Genomic DNA, 19,189 nt, shown 5'->3' on the forward strand with positions numbered 1-19,189 from the left:
GAAATGGAGGAATACGAGCTATGGCAAAGAAAATGCCTGAAATCGGCGATTATAAATATGGCTTTGCGGATAAAGATGTTTCCATCTTCCGTTCAAAGCGCGGTCTGACAAAAGAAATCGTGGAAGAGATTTCTCGAATGAAGGATGAACCGCAATGGATGCTTGATTTCCGTTTGAAATCATTGGAGCATTTTTACAACATGCCAATGCCTCAATGGGGCGGCGACATGCAGAGCTTGAACTTTGATGAAATCACATACTATGTTAAACCATCAGAGAAATCGGAAAAATCTTGGGATGAAGTTCCTGAGGAAATCAAACAGACTTTTGATAAGTTGGGAATTCCTGAGGCCGAACAAAAATATCTTGCAGGCGTATCCGCTCAATATGAATCTGAAGTGGTTTACCATAGCATGAAAGTTGAATTGGAAGATTTGGGTATCGTGTTTAAAGATACGGACTCAGCACTTCGTGAAAATGAAGATATCTTCCGTGAGCATTTTGGAAAAACGATTCCGCCTACTGACAATAAATTCTCGGCATTGAACTCGGCGGTTTGGTCAGGCGGATCTTTCATCTATGTACCAAAAGGCGTTAAAGTGGATACTCCGCTTCAAGCTTATTTCCGAATCAACTCTGAAAACATGGGTCAATTCGAACGTACGCTGATCATTGTTGATGAAGGCGCATCCGTTCACTATGTAGAAGGTTGCACAGCACCTGTATATACAACTAACTCCCTTCATAGTGCGGTTGTTGAAATAGTCATTAAAAAAGATGCTTACTGCCGTTACACGACGATCCAAAACTGGGCAAACAACGTGTTTAACCTGGTTACGAAACGTGCGGTCTGTGATGCTAACGCAACTATGGAATGGATTGATGGTAACATCGGTTCTAAATTGACAATGAAATATCCTGCTGTCATCTTAAAAGGTGAAGGTGCCCGCGGTATGACATTATCCATTGCCATTGCCGGAAAAGGCCAGCACCAAGATGCTGGGGCAAAAATGATTCACCTGGCGCCAAATACATCTTCAACTATCGTATCAAAATCAATTTCTAAACAAGGCGGTAAAGTAACATATCGCGGTATCGTTCACTTCGGACGTAAAGCGGATGGAGCTCGTTCGAACATTGAATGTGATACATTAATCATGGATAATCAGTCTACATCTGATACAATCCCTTATAATGAAATCTTGAATGACAACATTTCCCTTGAACACGAAGCGAAGGTTTCCAAAGTATCTGAAGAACAATTGTTCTACTTGATGAGCCGCGGAATTTCTGAGCAAGAAGCAACGGAAATGATCGTAATGGGCTTCATCGAACCATTTACAAAAGAACTTCCGATGGAATATGCGGTTGAAATGAACCGTCTGATCAAGTTCGAAATGGAAGGCTCCATCGGATAATAACCGACTGTCATGCCTGTAAGGCGATTTAGAATAACCCATTCATACAAAAAGCCTGCCAGGGAGACTTGGCAGGCTTTTTGTTTTGGAAAGTGATACTCGACACCCTTATCAAAGATTGAATATGGTTATACAAGGGTAAAAAATAGTAGCCAGGAAATGGGGCCTGTCCCGAAAGGAGTGATGGTCAGATGATATATGTTGGTGTGACCGGTTGGGGGGATCATGATAGTTTGTATCATGGCGGTGTGTCGCAACGTGATAAACTCAAAGAGTATGGGGCTCATTTTCCCATTGTGGAGGTGGATGCCTCATTTTATGCAATCCAGCCAAAGAGGAACAGTGAAAAGTGGATATCCGAGACACCAGCGTCATTCCAGTTTGTCGTTAAAGCCTATCAAGGGATGACGGGACATCAGCGTGGGGAAATTCCATTTGAAAGTAAAAAGGAAATGTTCAAGGCCTTTCGGGACTCTCTAGAAGCTTATCAGAAGTCCGGCAAGCTCGCGATGGTCCTATTTCAGTTTCCGCCATGGTTTGATTGTAAACGTGAAAATGTAAATTACCTGAGATGGTGTAAAGCTGAAATGGGCGATATTCCAGCTGCCATAGAATTTCGGAATCAAAGCTGGTACAGACCCAACATGGTCCAGCAAACCCTGGACTTCATCCAAAAGGAGGGTTGGGCCCATACTGTATGCGATGAGCCTCAGGCTGGGGAGGGATCCATTCCTATCGTCCTCCATTCCACCCATGAAGATAAAACGCTGATCCGCTTTCATGGTCGTAACCTGCATGGTTGGCAAAGACCTTCTTCGGGTGATAATTGGCGTGAGGTCAGGTACTTATACCGATATAATCATCAGGAATTGAATGAATGGGTGGAGAAAATCAGGATATTGGAAAAGGAATCCAAGGAGATATATGTCCTTTTCAATAATAACTCAGGCGGAGATGCCGCTGATAATGCCAAACAAATGATTGAGTTGCTTGGTATAGAATATGAAGGACTGGCTCCCCGGCAGCTTGGTTTGTTTTAAGACGCATTATATAATTAATAAAGAGATGGTATAACAAGCAAGTAAGATGTAATATCCTCACAAACAGGTAAAGGCGGATTTCTTTATGGTATGGTTAGTATTAGTGGGTATCGGATTATTAGCGGGTTCAATTGGCTCTCTTGTCGGTCTGGGCGGCGGCATCATCATTGTGCCTTCTCTTTTATATTTAGGTGCATCTACAAATATAATAGAAGAACTGACACCTCAGATCGCCGTCGGTGTTTCAACGGTGATCATGATTTTTACCGGCTTATCTTCTACTTTATCTTATTTAAAACATAAAGTGGTGGATTATAAGGCAGGCTTAATCTTCTTTATTGGCAGTGCACCTGGTGGAATAATAGGAGCCTATGTGAATAAAAACCTTAATGTCCAAGCTTTTTCATTGTACTTTGGGGCTTTCATGATTTTCATGGCTATCGTGTTATTAGTGAAAAACCGTTTGAAGCCAATGGTTTTCAAGCCTGGTAAAGCGAAAATAGTTAAGACGTATAAAACTGAAAATGGACATTCGTTTTCTTATGGTTACCATCCCCTGATAGCTGTATCGATTACATTTGTCGTGGGATTCAGCTCCGGGTTATTTGGAATTGGCGGTGGAGCCTTAATGGTTCCTGTAATGATGCTTCTTTTCTTCTTCCCTCCGCATATGGCTGTAGCGACTTCGATGTTCATGGTATTTCTATCTTCGGTCACAAATTCGATTACACATATTTCCCTTGGAAATGTAAATTGGCCATATGCTTTTGCCCTGATACCAGGTGCATGGTTCGGTGCTAAATTAGGGGCTTACATCAATACGCGCCTAAAGAGCGGGGCACTTGAAAATATGTTGAAAATAGTACTGATAATCATTGGTTTACGTCTTATATACCAAAGTATTACAGGATAAACGAGGAGGAAAAATGATGTCAGAAATCATTCATTTATATCACACCAATGATCTCCATAGTCATTTTGAAAATTGGCCTCGTATTGATAAGTTTCTTAAAGAAAGAAGACAACTTCATCAAGAAACGGGAGAAGAGGCAATCATACTTGATATAGGAGACCATGTGGATCGCTGGCATCCATATACAGAAGGTACGTTGGGTAAAGGAAATATTGAACTTCTGAATGAAGCGGGCTACCAATTTGTAACCATCGGCAATAATGAAGGGATCACTTTACCTCATGATGCGTTAGACTCCTTATATGATCATGCAAGGTTCAAGGTCTTGGCAGCCAATATTTATTATAGGGATAATGAAAGGCCGGAATGGGCGCTGCCATATTGGATACATACAACGGTAAAAGGCACCAAAATTGCCTTGATAGGTCTGACAGCTTTTTTTCAAAAGTTTTATTCTGAGATGGGCTGGGAATTAACAGAACCATTCGTTGAGTTAAAGGAACAACTAGAAAGGGTTAGAACAGAGGCAGATGTAATCATCATCCTTTCTCACCTGGGCATCCATGATGATGAGCGGATGGCAGCGGACTTTCCGGAGATTGACGTCATACTTGGCGCGCATACCCACCACATCCTTCACCAAGGGAAATTGATCAATGATACACTCCTATGCGGTGCAGGGAAATATGGTTTTTTTGTTGGACAGGTGGAAATGACCGTCAATCAGGAAAAGAGAATTAGCAAGAAGAGTGCCATTCTCTATGATACGAATGACTTTTCGGAATTAGAGAATGAACGATCATGGATTGAAGCGATGTATCAGGCCGGTGGGGAAACGCTAAAACAGGTCGTAGTGGACTTACCGGAAGCGCTGGAAAATGATTGGTTCAAAGTAAGTGCTTTGACGAAAATCCTTGGTGAGGCCTTAAGGGAGTGGAGTCAGGCGGATTGCACCTTTTTGAATGCGGGTCTTCTGCTCGATGGATTGCCAAAGGGACCTGTCACAAAAGGGGATATTCACAGAATCTGTCCACACCCCATCAATCCTTGCATCGTTGAAGTTAATGGGAATGAATTAAAGGAAATCTTAATGCAATCGAGAAATGAGGAGTGGCCACACATTCAGGTGAAAGGTTTCGGTTTCCGGGGAAAAATCATGGGCGTCATGAATTATGATCAAATTGAATTTAACGAAATGGAGAATGGAATCGTAAAAGGGATATTGATAAAAGGGGAGAAACTGGAGACTGATAAGTCCTATAAACTGGCAATACCTGATATGTTCACGTTTGGGCACTTTTTTCCAAGTATTCAGCGCACAAATCGCAAGAAATATCTATTACCGGAATTCTTACGGGATATCCTTTTATGGAAGTTGAAAAAAATATATACAGATGCCTAACGCTAAATCACGGTTTCGCCTTTTCATTCATAAAGTATGAGGAAGAAAGGGGCGAACCCAATGATTAGCATGATACCAATAATACTTGATAATCATACATTCCTAGCCATTTCTGTCCGACTTCCCAAAACGAATTTACTTGCCATCGCTTCCGATAAAGGATATATAATGTGCGGTGCGTTGGATGTAGCGCTGCTGAATGATAAATTGAGAGATCGTAAAATCCTTGCAGGCAGGGCTACAGGAGTTAAATCGATTGATGAGCTTTTGGAAGCGCCGCTTGAATCAGTTACCTGGGAAGCTGTGGAAAAAGGCATTTATCCAGGAATGATTGGTAAAGAGGCATTAATCAAAATGATTTGAAGTGGTGGGCTTTCTTTTATCCAGAAGGGGGCCTTGTTTTAATTCACCAAGAAAATAGTTAATATTTTTCAATAAATATTTTTAAACGGATTCATTTATAAGGATATTTTCCGATAACCCTTATAAAGGAACGGTTTGATTTACAAATATTGAATTGGGAAATGGAGTACAAGTATGAGGCTAGCCATTACAAAGTCCCTGAGCCCTGGAGCCAGGCTTGGAAAAGACATTTATAATGAGCAGGGCCATATCCTCTTGTGTGAGGGTCTTACATTAACGCAGAAAATGATCGCTCGACTGGTATCCCTTAATATTCCTTTAGTTTACATTCAAGATTCTAGGACGGATGACATTATTCCAATGCCACCAGTATTCGGGAACCTAAGGAGAGAAGCCATTAATAGGATTGAAACCACTTTCCTGGACATGAAAAACGAAATGAACCTTGATGGATCTTTCACGATGGAGCAACCTAACGTCAAGTTCACTCAAATCGTCCGAAACATCATGGACGAGCTCAATAGGAATAATGAGTTATTAACTATATTGGCGGATGTTTATACATACGATGACTATATCTTTACTCATTCCTTCAATGTGACCCTATATACCCTGGCAATCGGGATGGAGTTGAATATTAATAATAAGAATCTCGAAATTCTTGGGCTTGGAGCGATTTTACATGATGTCGGCAAAATGTTCATACCTTTGGGAATCCTCCATAAACCCGGTAAGTTAACGGAAAAGGAATTTGAACAAATCCAAAAACATGCCGATTATGGATTTCATCTAATCAAAAATGTTCATACCGTTTCACATTTAGTTGCAAATTGTGCCTATCAGCATCATGAAAGGCTTGATGGATCTGGATATCCACGTGGAATAAAAGGGGATGAAATCCATTATTTTGGCAAGATCATTGCCGTTGCCGATGTGTTTGATGCCGTGACTTCCAATCGGGTTTACCGTAAGGCCATGCTGCCTCATCAGGGGTTGGAAATCCTTTATGCGGGAATCGGGAAAAAATTCGACAATACGATCATCGAGGCGTTCCGCCGGGCAGTTGCCATCTATCCAAATGGTAGAATTGAATGATGGGAGAAAAGGTGTCACATCCGCTCAGAATGAGGGGATAGGGGACCGACCTATGATAAGGATACTTGAAGAAAATGGGGAACAGGTAAAAGAGTCCTATGAAGTGGATTTGAATAAAAACCTGCAGTTGCTGATCATGAAATGTCTCAATATACAAGAACCAGCCTAAACTCAAGGATAAGCTGGTTTTTTTATTCCTTGTTTTCCTTCATGATGGCAGGTGCCACCGAACCGTTTCCGTTACTATAATAACTTGGTACATCACCCTCAATTAGCAAGCTGCCGACTGTCACTTCCTGACTGACCTTGGTCTCTTTAGTGAAGGAGGGGATGACGATTTGAATATTGACATCAAAATCAACAATCAATTCATAATACACATTATTGATGCCTGCGTTTGTCAATTTTGTCTTCAAATCCGATTCAACATTACCGATGACTGACATTTTCACTGGGATTTCAGGTCCATAGTTGGAAAGGAGATTATTCCCGGTTACGACACCCAATGGTATATAATAGACTACACTTTTATATTGTTCATCATTTATTTTGGAGGAACCCTTTTTAAAAGGATTTCCCTGTTCGATGCCAAGCTTGTTTTGAATATCCTTTGTAATGTTAGCGCGCAATTCACTGTATATGACCGGATTGAAGCTATAGGAAGAACTGGAGTCCTTACCACCTTCGTTGTTGGTGATGATTTTGTTCATATCAATCTTGGATATATTCTCATCTACAGATTCATGAATCGTTTCCGTTGCAATCCGTTTGATTTCATGTTCGGCTACACTCATGATCACCGGTTCAATTGATTTATCAACATACCAAAGAGTCATGATGCTTGATATGATAAAAAGGATAAATGAGTAGAGGAATACTTTTCGGGTGGGAAGAGGCCCCTTTTTTCGGAATTTCTTTGTTCGAAATCTTTTTCGGAACACGCTTTAGCCCCCTTTACTAATACCTATGCATCAAGTTCGGGGGTTTATGTTCGAATCAAAAAAAAGCAGCGAGAAATTCGTCGCCGCTCACTTTTGTTTTTTAGCTAAATCCTTCCTTTCCCACATTTTTAAATAGGGGTAAGGGTCAAAGCTCCATTCTGTGATTCCGTTGTCTTTGTACATCCCATAATGAAGATGCGGAGGGAACTTACCCGCAGTTCCAGGAGGGCCGTAACCTGTACTGCCTACACCTCCGATGATTTGTCCGGGCTCGACGACTTGTCCGACTTTCAATCCTTCGGCAAATCCGCTTAAATGGGCAAAGTAATGATACGTATTATTTAAATCCCGTATCCCAATCCGCCAACCCCCGAATTTATTCCAGCCTTTCATTTCAATGATTCCATAGCTCGTTGACCGAACAGGAAGGCTATAATCCGCAAATATATCTGTACCCTCATGGATTCTCCTTCCGCCCCATCCACGAGCGCTTCCCCATGTATTTAAATACGTATAATGCGTCCGTACTGGAACTGGAAAGGCTTTTTCCTGTAAATCCAGCCGGCCATATTTCTTATAGATCTTCGCATTGCCGATAATGATGCTGACGGCTTTATCTCGTTTATAATATTCCCACAAGCCGATCCGGATATTATCTTCATCTGAACCATAAGTATGGAGATGCTTCGAAAAAGCGTATAATCGATCGGTGTCATTAGTGACATCAGCTTTGCCATCGCCATTCCCATCCTGGCCTAACCCATCAAAAAAGGTGATCGTTAGCGGGTTCACGTCGTTTAAGTGAGGATTGAGAGCCCCACCCCACTTTGAAGGCTCGATATTGATGCCAATTAAACCCTTTGCCGGCTCTAAATCCCGTCTGGCAGCCCTTAGGCTGTGCTCATATTGATCAGCGCCAGCAAGGTAATACCATGGGATTTGCAGGGTAGCTTCCATGTTTCTATAAAGCGCCATTCTTCCTGCATAAGCTTCAGGGGTATCAGCGGCATTAACCATTTGGCTTGATGCATCCAAAATAAACAAACAAGAAATGATAAGAAGAAATAATTTTTTCAACGGGGCAACTCCTTTCATGAGAATCTCCAATTTATAAAGACATCAGTCCATCTTTTATAGTTTTGCTGATTTGGCTTTAAACATGAAAAATAAATAATGGGAAACCAACTATAACTTGTATAAATGCTTTTTTATTGTTAAAGTAGGGTGTGTTAATTTCTATAGAATGGAGTGACATTTTCATGTCTTCTACAAATAAAGAAATTCTTCGTAAACCAGATTGGTTAAAAATAAAGCTTAATACTAATGAAAACTACCTCGGTTTAAAAAATATGATGCGGGAAAAAAATCTTCATACAGTCTGTGAAGAGGCGAAATGTCCGAATATTCACGAATGCTGGTCAGTGAGAAGAACGGCCACATTCATGATCTTAGGTGAAATCTGTACAAGGGCATGCCGTTTTTGTGCAGTTACAACCGGACGTCCTAATGAATTGGACTGGGCTGAACCAGAGCGTGTTGCGGATTCCGTTGTTCTGATGAATTTAAAGCATGTTGTCATTACAGCTGTTGCCCGTGACGATTTAAAGGATGGAGGCGCTGAAGTTTTCGCTGAAACGGTCCGTGCCATCCGACGCAAGAATCCATTTACATCAATTGAAGTATTACCGTCGGATATGGGCGGGTTGCATGAAAATATTAAGACTTTGATGGATGCTAAACCAGACATTCTGAACCATAATATAGAGACAGTCAGAAGTCTATCCGACCGTGTACGGGCTCAAGCTAAATACGAACGTTCATTGGAGCTTTTAAGAAGAGCCAAAGAACTGTATCCGGAGATTCCGACAAAGTCCAGCTTAATGGTCGGCCTTGGAGAAACACGGGAGGAAATCCTCGAAACGATGGATGACCTAAGGGCTAATAATGTGGATATCATGACGATCGGCCAGTATTTGCAGCCGACTAAAAAGCATTTGAAGGTGCTGAAATACTACACGCCTGAGGAGTTTGCAGAATTGAAGGAACGTGCATTGGAAAAAGGATTCAGCCATTGTGAATCCGGCCCGCTTGTCCGTTCTTCCTACCATGCGGACGAACAGGTTAATGCAGCAGCTAAACATAAGCAAACCAAAGGTGAAGAATTATTGAAATAGAGTGAAATAAAGGACCGAAAAATTCGGTCCTTTCATTTTTAATTAACGGTTATCCATTTTTTGATGGATGTTATCGTGATGATCCCTTTTATCGTTAACCATTTCTCCGTTTTCATTTTCTGCGTCACTCATTTTGTATCCTTGAGGCGATTTCAGCATTCTTTTGATGGTTTGTTCAATCGTATAGTCCATCCCTTTGCTGCCGGATTTCAATGTAGCGAAATTCTCGACATCTTGGGAAAGGTTTTGAAAATCATCACTGACGTAGACGTGATAGTAGCGAGGAACGACGGACATAGCTGTTCGTTTAACTTGGTCAGCGGTTTCGGTCCGATCCTTGGTATTTGTATCGTATACGACAAGAACTTCCTCATCCGTTACGAGGGTAGCCGCATCATTGACATTTGGAATCTGTACACTGAGCTTAGAAATGACATCAGACAATTGTTCACGGTCAATGGAAGCAGCCTTGTTAGAAATGTTACGGCCGTCAATGGTTGTACTATTGGTGCGGGTAAAACCGAAATCATCACTTTTATTGTCATGATTGCGATAATCCTCGTCATAATATTGGGTCGGATTATTTACGTTTGTTGGGTTACCAGCATGATTTTTTGCACCGAGCCCCTGATCATGTTTATTAGAACATCCGGTCAGTGCAATAATCGAACTTAAACCTATTGTTATTATCGTTTTTTTCATCAATAACACCCCCGTAACTTTAGGATGAACATATTTCTCTATTTTTCGCTTAGTAATTGATGGGGAATCAGTTATAATTTAAGAAGGAATGTATTTTTGAGAGGTGAAAGCAATGATTAACATCAATAACATGACCTATGAAATAATCGAGGATGAAAGGGAAGGCTATAACGAAGAAGCGTTTAAAGCCAGATACAGTGAGATTTTAACGAAGTATGATTATATTGTAGGGGATTGGGGTTACGGCCAATTGAGGCTGCGTGGATTTTTTGATGATTCTAATCAGAAAGCGACCTTCGATACAAAAATAAGCACGCTTACTGAATATTTATATGAATACTGCAATTTTGGCTGTCCATATTTCGTCATGAAGAAAATAAAGAAATGAAAAAGGCCAGAATTTACTCTGGCCTTCCATGTTAAGAGCTTCCGTATCCTTTATAAGGAGGCTGCTCATGGTTTTCTGGATCATCATGTGTCGGATGAGCACCAGGATATTTTCGAGGTAAGTCTTCGTGCAACGATTTATTTTCAAAATTAAAGGCACTTTGATATCGTTGCCCTTCCTGCCATGGCGTGTTTTTATTTTGAACTGGTGCATCCTTTGCTCTGGATGATCCAAAAGGTCCTTCGGGAAATTCTTCAGGAATTAAATAATCCCGCTGTTTTTCGACATTGGAGAAATCGTGGTATATTTCCTCTTCTTTGCCCAAGGTAATCCCCCCTCATGTAATCGTACATTCAGTAGGTTTTCCCGATTAAGAAAAAAACTTCAGCTTTCAGACGATTTCCATTAAAAAGTGACTTAATTCTTCCGCTTCCGCTTCTGACAACTGAAAGGCATGCTCAAGATAGCCTTCCTCTTCTAAATCATCAGGTCCAATGATCGCGAATCGGTTACTCTGCATATTTAAAACAAGTTTCTTCCCATAAAAACGATCAGTTGTCGTAATGGCCAAATCGAATCTTGATTCTTCGCCCATGAAACTTATGAACCGGGTTTTTGAATCAACGACGTCATTGTATAAATAAAAACGATCTTCCATAATATCATTCCCTTCTTATGTTCACATTTGTAATTCCATCATAACAAAGTGACTTCAATAGGGGAACAGACATTTTCGGGCTTCCAAAGGTGGAGGAACTTCGTCACGCGTCTTGATGCATTAGGATCGGCAAGCAATCATGCCGCGAGAGAGTTTTCCTCGATTAAAGGAAAATTGTCAAGAATGCAAATGGGAGTAATTTTGGTTACTTTTATTTCAATGGATGACGGGAAATGCGACCCCTGTAAAGAAGTCAATGTACGTTTCTGCCGATGTTTAGTAGAGGGATCGGTTCAAAGGTTGTGGCTGAAGGAATTGAGAGTAGGGGAGAAGCTATGGTATTATCAAGGAATAAGGTTGTTTTGGTACAGGGTTATAACTCGGCTGGCCAATCAACCATAGTAATGCTTCCTATATCATCTTAGATCAGAAAGGATCTGGAAAAAATGTACTTTGTAGACCGCCAAAAGATTGAACAAATATTAGGTTTTCTTGAAAAGCAGCTTGGACTTTTTGAAGGGCATGATAATTGGGATGGAGACATTGGGGAACTTATCGCTGAAAGGCTCATACAGACTTCAATCGATTCCGTGTTGGATGTAGGAAATGCAGTAATTGATGGTTTTATTATGCGTGATCCGGGAAGTTACGAAGATATTATCGATATCCTTCATGATGAAAAAGTCATTTCAGAAGAAAAAGCGATACAATTTAAAAAGGTTTTGCCGCTAAGGAAAATGCTGGTTCAAGACTTCATTGAAGTTGATCACAACGAACTGCATAAGGTATTCTCGGAAAATATCGCGGCATTTAAGCAATTCCCGAATTTGGTGAGGAACTATTTAACAAACGAATTGGGACCTGTATCTGCTTTTAAAAACTAGTATTGTTAGGAAGGCGAATTCAAATGAAGTCGTATAAAGGGTATTTGATTGACTTAGATGGCACCATGTATCGCGGGACTGAACAAATTGCGGAAGCTGCAGGTTTTATAAATGACCTAAAAAAAAGGGATATCCCTTATTTATTCGTCACCAACAACTCGTCCCGGACTCCGGCACAGGTAGCGGATAAATTGAGAAGCATCGGCATATCAACGGAAGATGATCAGGTTTTCACGACAAGCATGGCCACAGCGAATTACATAGCTGAACAAAAGGAAGCTGCATCGGTCTATGTAGTGGGTGAAGAAGGCATTATCGAGGCTCTCAAGGAAAAAGGAATGAAGCTTGTGGATGAGCATCCAGACTTTTTGGTAATGGGCATCGACCGCGGCATTAATTATGAAAAGTTGTCAAAAGCCTGCCTTGCAGTTAGAAATGGCGCAGTTTTCATTTCAACAAATGGCGACATTGCCATTCCTACTGAACAAGGCCTTTTGCCGGGGAATGGTGCTTTGACATCCGTTGTTTCCGTTTCGACTCAGGTACAGCCGATTTTCATTGGAAAACCTGAATCCGTAATAGTGGAACAGGCTCTAAGAGTATTAGGGGTACCTAAAGAAGAGACAATCATGGTTGGGGATAACTATGATACGGATATCCTCGCCGGCATTAATGCAGGGATCGACACATTGCTTGTACATACTGGGGTAACGACCAAAGAACGCTTGAAGCAATATAAGGAGCAGCCGACGCATGTGGTGGACACGCTCGACCTATGGCGCTTCGAATGAAAAAACCAGGCCTGCGAAAGCAGCCCTGGTTTTTTTATGTCGCAAAACAGTGAAAATCAATGAAATGAATTATGGCTTACTATTCTGCATTTTCGGTTCTGTGGGCAAGCCGGCTTGAAGCGGCAGCTGCAATTGCTCCAACAATATCATCTAGAAAGGTATTTACCTTACCTGTGCTTTTATCGTTCAAATATTTTAAGATACCCGGCTTTTGCTTATCGATGAAACCATAATTAGTAAAGCCGATGGATCCGTAAACATTCACAATAGAAAAAGCTAATATTTCATCCACCCCATATAGGCCTTCATCTATTTCAATGATGCTTAGCAAGGGTTCCTCGAGCAGTTTTTTCTCGGCTAGAATATCCAACTGTATGCCGGTCAGTATGGCATTTTGGACCTCGCGTTTTGAAAGGACCCGTTCTACATTATGAAGGCAATCGGCCATTTGGAGATTTTCATGGTAACCTGATTGTAAATACATGACAAGTTCAGCGATATCCTCCAATTTCACTCCTCTTTCAATTAACCATCTTCGAGCCGTTTGTTCAGAAATTGATTGTTCAATATTAGCCATGTAATCACCCGTTTCTCTATATTTTAAAGGGATAGTTCTAATGCCTGCAGTTTTTAGTTGATTAAAATGAAAACCCATGTTTTAATGCGAATTTCCAATAAGGTTTCGATAATCATTCAGAAAACGGATTATTCCACATATATATAAGTATATGATGTCCAATATTTCTATTATATCCATTTAATGAGGGGGGCCATTCCATGATAGAAGAAATCATTTTTAATAATTATGGTATACAGGTAGGGCTTGAAGAAACCAATAGCAGGTTTCCAAGCTTCCGTTCAGGGAATATGGTTTACAGCATCGTTCCCATTGGAAATATGGAGCAGGAGGAATTAGTGGAACGGCATAAAATGTCTCAACACCTGATTTCACAAGGAGATCGCTACGTATCGGCCTTTGTCCTTGCCAATCATGGAAGTTTTGTTTCGGAAGCGGATGAACAATTATTCATCCTTCTTGCCAATCAGGCTTTAGAAGGCCCGAAAAATTTCAACCCAGGAAGACGGCTGGCAAGATTTCACCAGCGTGGGAGAAATATTACTGAAACGATTCGAACATGTTCAAGGATTGGTAAATGGAAAGAGTTATGGGAACAAAGGATCGATCAGTTAGAAATGATTTGGAGGGATAAGCTCAATGCCCATCCTGATAACCAGTTTGAAAAATTATTTATAGAAACCTTTCCCTATTATATGGTGCTTGGTGAAAATGCGATTCAATATTTGGTCGACACGGAAATTGATGATGCCCCGCAAATTGTCGATAGTGGAACAGTATGTTATGAACGTTTTTTACATGATACCTGGAAAAGCAATAAATGGATGAAAAATCCGTTTGATTGGGTGTTCGACCACGGCACCAGGGATGTGGCGGAATGGGTGAGGGAACACTATTTTCAAAATGTACATACCCATCAGAAAGGCATTGGCCATTTCTTTCACGAATATCAGGCTATAGAACAATTCTCCAGCTTTTCAGCCCGGTTGTTATATTCAAGAATGCTATTTCCCATTCATTACTTTGAAACAGTAGAAGAGTATTTTTCAAAAACGACGGAATCAAGGTCAAATGAATTGGAGGACAAAATATCGTCGATCACGAAATCCTCCCAACAATATGAATCATTCCTCAAACATTTTTATGAATTGGCGGAAGTTCCGGCCAAGCAATATAATTTACCTCAAATTGACTGGATTTAGGAAAGAAATATGATCCATCCTTAATTACTATGTTATGATGATAACAAGATTTTTTTGAATAGTTAGATATTTAAAGTGAATTACTTAAAGATGTGGAAAGGTGAGTCCATGAAAAGATTGATAATGGCGGCCCTTTTATTCCTTTTAGTCATCCAGACGACAAATCTTGCGAAAGCTGAAACGAAAATAAGTTGTGAAGCAACTCAATTCAAGATTGTCATGAAGTCTACTACTGATATGAAAGAAAAGGCGTCGGCTGCAAGTAAAACATTAAAGAGTTATAACAAAAATAAAGAATTAGCGGCAAGTGGGAGAACTGGAAACTGGTATAAGGTCTGTCACTCAAAAAAGACTGCATATATCAAGATGGCAGATGCAAAAGAGGTTTTCAGTTCCGATGAAAAAACCCTTCTGAAGAAATTCGATATGAGAAAGGGTGTTAACCAAGTTGTATCGGTAAAAGGGAAATCGATGAGTGATACGGAGGTCACGATCCAAACGTATGAAAAGAAACAAGGTGAATGGAGACGGGCATTAAAAGGGATGGAAGGCGTCATTGGGAAGAACGGCTTCACGAAGAGCAAAAAAGAGGGCGATGGAAAATCCCCGGTTGGGATTTATTCATTTGGTACTGCTTTTGGAAGCGAAACGAAGCCGGCCGGTATGAAAATGAGCTATAGGAAAACGACCAATTATGACTACTGGATTGATGATCAAACATCAAAGGATTATAACAATTGGAAAACCTATAAAGGGAATCCGGCAGATAAATGGAAGTCTTTCGAAAGGATGAATCATGAACTATATAAGTATGGGGCGGTCATCAATTATAATACGAATCCCATCATAAAAGGAAAAGGCAGTGCAATCTTTCTTCATATATGGAGAGGGGAAACAATGCCGACGGCGGGATGTATAGCCACTGCCGAAAAGAACGTCCTCAGTATACTGAAATGGATGGATCCCTTGCAAAAGCCACATATAGTAATGGGTACAAATGATTCATTAAAGAGCGTTAAGTAATAATCTTCAAAATGGTTTTCCCATGAAAAATTAGTGTTATCCGTTCTTACTCATTCAAGGGATGGACAAAAAAGTTCGTACATCCATCTTTTCTAACTATTGATAATTATATGAATTAATCTTATAATGTCTACTATACAAATACAAATGTTTTCTTCAGGTAAACAGTTCTTAAGGGGGAACCAAATATGAAAGCCATCTCGATCGGTTTATTAGGGTTAGGTACAGTCGGATCAGGAGTCGTACAAATCATCGAAAGTCATCAGGACAAGCTCACGCATCAAGTGGGCTGTTCCATATCCATTAAGAAGATTCTAGTCAAAGACACGACGAAGGAGCGGCTTGTCGATATTGAAAAAGGTATGTTAACTGACAATCCTGAGGATATCCTTTCGAATCCCGAGATTGATGTTGTAATTGAAGTTATGGGTGGAATTGAAGAAACACGCGGTTATCTGATTGAAGCAATAAAAAATAAAAAGCATATCGTTACGGCCAATAAAGACCTAATGGCTTTATATGGACCGGAACTGCTGGAATTGGCCACCGAGAATCAATGTGATTTATTCTATGAAGCAAGTGTTGCAGGCGGAATTCCGATTTTACGAGGTCTTGTCGATGGATTATCTTCTGACCGCATCACGAAAATGATGGGAATCGTCAATGGAACGACAAACTTCATTTTAACGAAAATGAGCAAGGAAGGCAGAGCTTATGATGACGTATTGAAGGAAGCTCAGGAGCTAGGATTCGCTGAAGCCGATCCTACAGCCGATGTAGGAGGATTGGATGCTGCCCGTAAAATGGCGATACTATCCACTCTCGGGTTCTCAATGAACATTGGCTTGAATGATGTGGATGTACAGGGCATCACCGAGATATCCGAAGAGGATTTGAGATATAGTAAAAAGCTTGGCTATACAATGAAGTTGATTGGCGTTGCTTCTAGGGCAGGGGATAGGGTCGAAGTGAGCGTCCAGCCTGCACTTCTTCCGGAGTCACATCCGTTAGCATCGGTAAATAATGAATATAATGCGGTATACGTTTATGGTGAAGCTGTAGGGGAGACGATGTTTTATGGACCAGGAGCGGGCAGTTTACCGACCGCGACTGCAGTCGTTTCGGATATGGTGACGGTCATCAAAAATATGAGGCTGGGCGTAAATGGCCGTAGTGCGGTTTCACCGCAATACCCTAAACAATTAAAAGCTGCAACTGAGATCTTCGCTAAGTTCTTCATTCGATTGCATGTTCAGGATGAAGTTGGCGTTTTAGCCCGAATCACGAATTTATTTGCCGAGCATGGGGTAGGGTTCGATAAAATCCTTCAATTGCCGCTGGATGAAAAGGAATCTTCCGAAATCGTATTAGTTACGCATACTGCCACATTGGCTGCGTTTGAGCAAATAATACAGAAATTACATGATTACAATATGGTAAAAGAAGTGAAGAGCACATACAGAGTTGAAGGAGAGGACATCAAATGAGCTGGCAAGGACTTATAAGCACATATAAAGATTTTTTACCTGTCAATGAAAATACACCTGCACTATCCCTTTTGGAGGGTAATACACCTTTAATTAGACTGAATCGATTATCTGAAGAGTGGGGAATCGACTTACATGTAAAATATGAAGGGGCGAATCCAACTGGATCTTTTAAAGACCGCGGAATGGTCATGGCCGTCGCCAAAGCGATCGAAGCGGGTAGCGACACGATCATCTGTGCTTCTACTGGGAATACATCGGCTGCTGCCGCAGCTTATGCCGCTCGTGCCAACCTGCGCTGTATCGTTGTCATTCCAGAAGGCAAAATAGCAATGGGCAAGCTCGCTCAAGCCGTTATGTACGGAGCGGAAATCATCTCGATCGAAGGGAACTTCGACCAGGCTTTAAAAATCGTCCGTTCACTTAGTGAGAGCTCACCGATAACTCTTGTGAATTCGGTCAACCCATATCGGATTGAAGGGCAGAAGACAGCGGCTTTCGAAATTTGTGACGCTCTCGGCTCTGCACCGGATATATTGGCGCTCCCAGTCGGCAATGCAGGTAATATCACGGCTTACTGGAAAGGGTTTAAAGAATATAATGAATCGAAACAAACGGGCCTTCCTGAAATGAGAGGGTTCGAAGCGGAAGGTGCGGCTGCAATTGTCAGGGATACCATTATCGAAAACCCCGAAACGATTGCAACTGCCATCCGGATTGGTAATCCAGCCAGTTGGAACTTCGCTGTGGAAGCAGCAAATGAATCCAAAGGTAAAATTGATGAGGTGACAGACGAAGAAATTCTGGAAGCCTATCATTTCCTCGCTAAAAAAGAGGGAGTATTTGCTGAGCCAGCATCATGTGCCTCCATTGCAGGCATCTATAAACAATTAAAAAGCGGTGAAATCAAAAAGGGAAGCAAGATCGTTGCTGTACTTACAGGAAATGGATTGAAAGATCCGAATGTGGCAGTCGATACAAGCACGATTCAACCGACATTGTTGCCAATGGATGAAGAGGTCATTTTAGAACATCTGCAAGGTGTGAACCAGGCATGAGTGCAGATTCCGAGATGTTCTTGATCCGTGTACCAGCGAGTACGGCCAACTTAGGACCAGGATTCGATTCCATTGGCCTGGCCTTAGGACTTTACTTGGAAATACACGGATCTACATCAGATCATTGGGAAGTCGTTCCCCTCTCAGAAGAGATGTCTGTTTTTCCAAGGGATGACCGTAATTATATCGTCCAAATTGCCAAGAAAACGGCTGCCTTTTATGGAAAGGAACTATCCCCATGCCGGCTTTTCGTCTCTAGTGAAATTCCACTGGCACGGGGGCTTGGAAGCAGTGCCTCTGCCATTGTAGCTGGTATTGAATTAGCGAACATCGTTGGTGAACTCCATTTATCCGATGAGGAAAAGAATAGGCATGCTTCCCTCTTTGAAGGGCACCCGGATAATGCAGGGGCATCTGTGTATGGTGGAATGGTTGTGGGTCTGCATACAGAGGAAAGAACGGATGTCGTTTCGTTTCCGATCGAAGGAGTTAAGGTGATTGCAGTCATTCCCAATTTTGAATTGCTTACTGAGGATTCAAGAGATGTCCTTCCTAATTCGCTTTCCTATAAAGAAGCGATAAACGGAAGTGCAGCCGCCAATGTTTTGCTTGCGGGAATTTTATCTAAAGATTGGAAGATTGTCGGTAAAATGATGCAAAGCGATCGTTTCCATCAACCCTATAGGGCGCGCTTAGTCCCTCATTTAGCACTTATAGAAGAAGTTGTCCATAAAGAAGGCGGAATTGGTACAGCCCTAAGCGGAGCAGGTCCTACTGTTTTATGCTTGGCATCCGCAGAAAAATGTGAAAGTGTGTTCACGGGACTGAAGGGGAAATTTCCGGAATTTCTTGTGAAAGAGCTGGAAATCGATAATGATGGCAGCCATACGGCAATCCTTTCGGAACAAGAAAAAAAGGAATTGAAATTTTTGAAATCGTAAGCCATGCTTGATTTAAGTAGATTATAAAAAAGCTGACCCGCGTCAAGCCGTATCAAATCATTTGATAGGGCAAAAGCCGAGTCAGCTTTATTTTATAACAGTCCAGAAAAAGTTCCGGTCTGCACGAAAAAG

21 protein-coding genes are annotated in these 19,189 nt (G+C 41.3%); 15 read left to right on the top strand and 6 right to left on the bottom strand.

The genetic code is table 11. The features are described 5' to 3' along the window. The first annotated feature begins 20 nt into the window (after positions 1 to 20). From sufB to SB775_RS15070, 6 genes are all read left to right on the top strand, one after another. On the top strand, positions 21 to 1,418 hold the full coding sequence (gene sufB / locus SB775_RS15045; RefSeq protein ID WP_061465485.1) for a Fe-S cluster assembly protein SufB: 1,398 nt from the start codon (positions 21 to 23) through the stop codon (positions 1,416 to 1,418). 191 nt (positions 1,419 to 1,609) lie between these two features. Continuing rightward, on the top strand, positions 1,610 to 2,458 hold the full coding sequence (locus tag SB775_RS15050) for a DUF72 domain-containing protein (protein WP_410862064.1): 849 nt from the start codon (positions 1,610 to 1,612) through the stop codon (positions 2,456 to 2,458). Positions 2,459 to 2,543: 85 nt separating this feature from the next. Continuing rightward, positions 2,544 to 3,371 carry a sulfite exporter TauE/SafE family protein gene (locus SB775_RS15055; RefSeq protein WP_061465483.1) on the top strand — a complete coding sequence of 276 codons (828 nt, stop codon included), beginning with the start codon at positions 2,544 to 2,546 and terminating at the stop codon, positions 3,369 to 3,371. A 16-nt stretch (positions 3,372 to 3,387) separates the two neighbouring features. Then, complete coding sequence (locus SB775_RS15060) at positions 3,388 to 4,773, top strand: bifunctional metallophosphatase/5'-nucleotidase (RefSeq protein WP_410862065.1); 1,386 nt, start codon at positions 3,388 to 3,390, stop codon at positions 4,771 to 4,773. A 60-nt stretch (positions 4,774 to 4,833) separates the two neighbouring features. Beyond that, complete coding sequence (locus SB775_RS15065; RefSeq protein ID WP_089361889.1) at positions 4,834 to 5,136, top strand: YunC family protein; 303 nt, start codon at positions 4,834 to 4,836, stop codon at positions 5,134 to 5,136. Between the two features lie 174 nt (positions 5,137 to 5,310). Continuing rightward, positions 5,311 to 6,231, top strand: a complete 921-nt coding sequence (locus tag SB775_RS15070) for an HD-GYP domain-containing protein (RefSeq protein WP_410862066.1) — start codon at positions 5,311 to 5,313, stop codon at positions 6,229 to 6,231. A 191-nt stretch (positions 6,232 to 6,422) separates the two neighbouring features. Here SB775_RS15070 and yunB read toward each other — a convergent pair whose 3' ends face one another. Further along, positions 6,423 to 7,172 carry a sporulation protein YunB gene (gene yunB / locus SB775_RS15075; protein WP_089361887.1) on the bottom strand — a complete coding sequence of 250 codons (750 nt, stop codon included), beginning with the start codon at positions 7,170 to 7,172 and terminating at the stop codon, positions 6,423 to 6,425. An 87-nt stretch (positions 7,173 to 7,259) separates the two neighbouring features. Continuing rightward, positions 7,260 to 8,267 carry a M23 family metallopeptidase gene (locus tag SB775_RS15080; protein ID WP_410862067.1) on the bottom strand — a complete coding sequence of 336 codons (1,008 nt, stop codon included), beginning with the start codon at positions 8,265 to 8,267 and terminating at the stop codon, positions 7,260 to 7,262. A gap of 164 nt (positions 8,268 to 8,431) precedes the next feature. Between SB775_RS15080 and lipA the strand changes: the two genes are divergently transcribed. Further along, entirely contained in the window at positions 8,432 to 9,346 is a 915-nt protein-coding gene (gene lipA, locus SB775_RS15085; protein WP_089361886.1) for a lipoyl synthase, read from the top strand. A 42-nt stretch (positions 9,347 to 9,388) separates the two neighbouring features. Here the strand turns inward: lipA and SB775_RS15090 are convergent, their stop codons facing one another. Continuing rightward, a complete protein-coding gene (locus SB775_RS15090; RefSeq protein WP_410862068.1) occupies positions 9,389 to 10,048 on the bottom strand; it encodes a YhcN/YlaJ family sporulation lipoprotein in 660 nt (219 codons plus the stop codon). Positions 10,049 to 10,160: 112 nt separating this feature from the next. Between SB775_RS15090 and SB775_RS15095 the strand changes: the two genes are divergently transcribed. Next, the gene (locus SB775_RS15095) at positions 10,161 to 10,436 is read left to right on the top strand and encodes a YutD family protein (RefSeq protein WP_061465475.1); all 276 of its coding nucleotides are present in this window, start codon (positions 10,161 to 10,163) and stop codon (positions 10,434 to 10,436) included. A gap of 31 nt (positions 10,437 to 10,467) precedes the next feature. Here the strand turns inward: SB775_RS15095 and SB775_RS15100 are convergent, their stop codons facing one another. Next, positions 10,468 to 10,761: a cytosolic protein gene (locus SB775_RS15100; RefSeq protein ID WP_410862069.1), complete on the bottom strand. Its 294-nt coding sequence runs from the start codon at positions 10,759 to 10,761 to the stop codon at positions 10,468 to 10,470. A 66-nt stretch (positions 10,762 to 10,827) separates the two neighbouring features. Further along, positions 10,828 to 11,094 (bottom strand): DUF3055 domain-containing protein, encoded by a 267-nt coding sequence (locus tag SB775_RS15105; protein ID WP_061465473.1) that lies wholly within the window; start codon positions 11,092 to 11,094, stop codon positions 10,828 to 10,830. Between the two features lie 446 nt (positions 11,095 to 11,540). Here SB775_RS15105 and SB775_RS15110 point away from each other — a divergent pair, with 446 nt between their 5' ends. Then, positions 11,541 to 11,978 (top strand): DUF86 domain-containing protein, encoded by a 438-nt coding sequence (locus SB775_RS15110; RefSeq protein WP_089361883.1) that lies wholly within the window; start codon positions 11,541 to 11,543, stop codon positions 11,976 to 11,978. Between the two features lie 23 nt (positions 11,979 to 12,001). Then, a complete protein-coding gene (locus tag SB775_RS15115) occupies positions 12,002 to 12,769 on the top strand; it encodes a TIGR01457 family HAD-type hydrolase (RefSeq protein ID WP_284469325.1) in 768 nt (255 codons plus the stop codon). Between the two features lie 79 nt (positions 12,770 to 12,848). On the opposite strand, the gene SB775_RS15120 is transcribed toward SB775_RS15115, so the two are convergent. Further along, entirely contained in the window at positions 12,849 to 13,346 is a 498-nt protein-coding gene (locus tag SB775_RS15120; RefSeq protein ID WP_061465470.1) for a phosphatidylglycerophosphatase A family protein, read from the bottom strand. A 200-nt stretch (positions 13,347 to 13,546) separates the two neighbouring features. Here SB775_RS15120 and yutH point away from each other — a divergent pair, with 200 nt between their 5' ends. From yutH to thrB, 5 genes are all read left to right on the top strand, one after another. Then, positions 13,547 to 14,548 (top strand): spore coat putative kinase YutH, encoded by a 1,002-nt coding sequence (yutH, locus tag SB775_RS15125; RefSeq protein ID WP_089361881.1) that lies wholly within the window; start codon positions 13,547 to 13,549, stop codon positions 14,546 to 14,548. A 108-nt stretch (positions 14,549 to 14,656) separates the two neighbouring features. Further along, a complete protein-coding gene (locus SB775_RS15130; RefSeq protein WP_410862070.1) occupies positions 14,657 to 15,571 on the top strand; it encodes a L,D-transpeptidase family protein in 915 nt (304 codons plus the stop codon). 188 nt (positions 15,572 to 15,759) lie between these two features. Then, positions 15,760 to 17,058, top strand: a complete 1,299-nt coding sequence (locus SB775_RS15135; protein WP_089361880.1) for a homoserine dehydrogenase — start codon at positions 15,760 to 15,762, stop codon at positions 17,056 to 17,058. Beyond that, a complete protein-coding gene (thrC, locus tag SB775_RS15140) occupies positions 17,055 to 18,116 on the top strand; it encodes a threonine synthase (protein WP_061465467.1) in 1,062 nt (353 codons plus the stop codon). The genes SB775_RS15135 and thrC overlap by 4 nt, the downstream gene beginning before the upstream one ends. Next, positions 18,113 to 19,057, top strand: coding sequence for a homoserine kinase (thrB, locus tag SB775_RS15145; RefSeq protein WP_089361878.1), 945 nt, complete (start codon positions 18,113 to 18,115; stop codon positions 19,055 to 19,057). The genes thrC and thrB overlap by 4 nt, the downstream gene beginning before the upstream one ends. The last annotated feature ends 132 nt before the right edge of the window (positions 19,058 to 19,189 follow it).

The sequence above is a fragment of the Peribacillus sp. SIMBA_075 genome (assembly GCF_046534585.1).